This window comes from Carnobacterium sp., from assembly GCF_040274425.1.
Map to the genome: position 1 here is coordinate 1 of NZ_JBEMBC010000171.1, position 1,630 is coordinate 1,630.

At 40.0% G+C, this 1,630-nt stretch carries 3 protein-coding genes; all 3 read left to right on the forward strand.

Translation table 11 applies throughout. The annotated features are described in order from the left end of the window. A partial coding sequence (locus ABS911_RS15060; protein WP_350468226.1) for a DUF871 domain-containing protein occupies positions 1 to 683 on the forward strand: 683 nt, incomplete at its 5' end. A 14-nt stretch (positions 684 to 697) separates the two neighbouring features. Beyond that, positions 698 to 1,018, forward strand: a complete 321-nt coding sequence (locus tag ABS911_RS15065) for a PTS lactose/cellobiose transporter subunit IIA (RefSeq protein ID WP_350468227.1) — start codon at positions 698 to 700, stop codon at positions 1,016 to 1,018. 13 nt (positions 1,019 to 1,031) lie between these two features. Next, the coding region (locus tag ABS911_RS15070) for an anhydro-N-acetylmuramic acid kinase (RefSeq protein ID WP_350468228.1) at positions 1,032 to 1,630 on the forward strand (599 nt) is incomplete at its 3' end.

The window sequence follows — 1,630 nt, forward strand, 5'->3', positions numbered from 1 at the left end:
CCAATGCGGCTAATTTAATGGGGTGTCACAATTTTTACCCACACCGCTACACGGGTTTGAATTATGATCATTTTATCGAAACGAGTAAGCAATACAAAGAACATAGGCTAGTAACGGCTGCTTTTGTGAATTCACCTTCTGCTCATATTGGGCCTTGGCCAGTGGATGAAGGGTTGTGCACACTTGAGATGCACCGAGAATGGCCGATTGAGGTTCAAGCCAAACATCTATGGGCTACTGAAGTGATCGACGATGTGATCATTGCCAATGCTTTTGCCAGTGAAACGGAACTTAAAGCATTGAGTGAATTGAATCCTTACCAATTAACACTAACATGCGAATTAGAAGCAGACGTTCCTGAATTGGAAGCAAAAATCGTTACAGAAGAATTTCACTTTAACCGTGGAGACGTATCGGACTATGTGATCCGTTCGACGCAAAGCCGTGTGAAATATAAAGGGCATGAATTTGTTCCGTTCAACACACCGGACATGAAAAAAGGTGATATTGTTATCGAAACATCTTTATACGCGCATTATGCCGGTGAATTACAAGTAGCCTTGAAGCCAATGAAAAACTCTGGCAAATCAAATGTAGTCGGACATGTGGTAGAAGAAGAACAATTCTTATTGGATTATTTAAAGCCATGGCAAAAATTTCAATTTAACTTAAAAAGCAACTAAAGGAGACGAAGTAAATGGAAGACTTAGAAATGATCATTTTTGATATTATTGGACATGGAGGAAATGCTCGTGCGCTAGCGTATGAAGCTTTAGAAAAAGCACGTGCTGGTTCATACGAAGAATGTAATCAATTGATGGAAGAATGCAAAAAAGAAATGAATTTGGCTCACAATACCCAAACGAAATTGGTTCAAGACGAGATTCGCGGAGAAGACATCAAAATCAGTTTACTGTTGATCCATGCGCAAGACCAATTGATGACTTCAATGGCGGAACAAACCTTGATCATGCAAATGATCGAGATGCAAAAAGAATTGAATGCTCTAAAAAAATAATCGAGGTGATAAAATGACCTTTGCAGTCGGAATCATGTCAGGCACATCATTAGATGGAGTTGACGCAGCACTCGTGGAGATTCATGGAATAAATACCGATACAACCGTTCAGTTGATGGAATTTACAACTTATCCATTAAGTACTGAAATTGTTAAAAAAATCAAAGAAGTCTTATCGATTGAAACGTCTTCCGTGGATAAAATCTGCAGTTTAAATGTTGAATTAGGATATGTCTTTAGTGAAGCAGCTAAAGCCGTTTGTAAAAAAGCAGACTTTCCACTTGGAAAAGTTGATTTTGTGGCTTCTCATGGCCAAACCATTTACCATTTGCCCGTACCCGGTGCTCATCAATTCGCCTCAACATTGCAAATTGGCGAATCAGCGATTATTGCAGAAGAAACACAAACGACAGTCGTCTCTGATTTTAGAACGCGGGATATGGCAGTAAAAGGACAAGGCGCACCAATAGTCCCGTATTCTGAATTTGTCTTATACCGAGATGAAAAACAAACGCGTTTATTGCAAAATATTGGCGGCATCGGCAACGTGACGGTAATCCCTGCTGGAGCACAAATGGAAGATGTTCTTGCGTTTGATACAGGACCTGGGAA

Bases quoted from the DNA above. Each gene is read 5' to 3' on its own strand.
- ABS911_RS15065 (WP_350468227.1), top strand. From the start codon at position 698: ATGGAAGACTTAGAAATGATCATTTTTGATATTATTGGACATGGAGGA.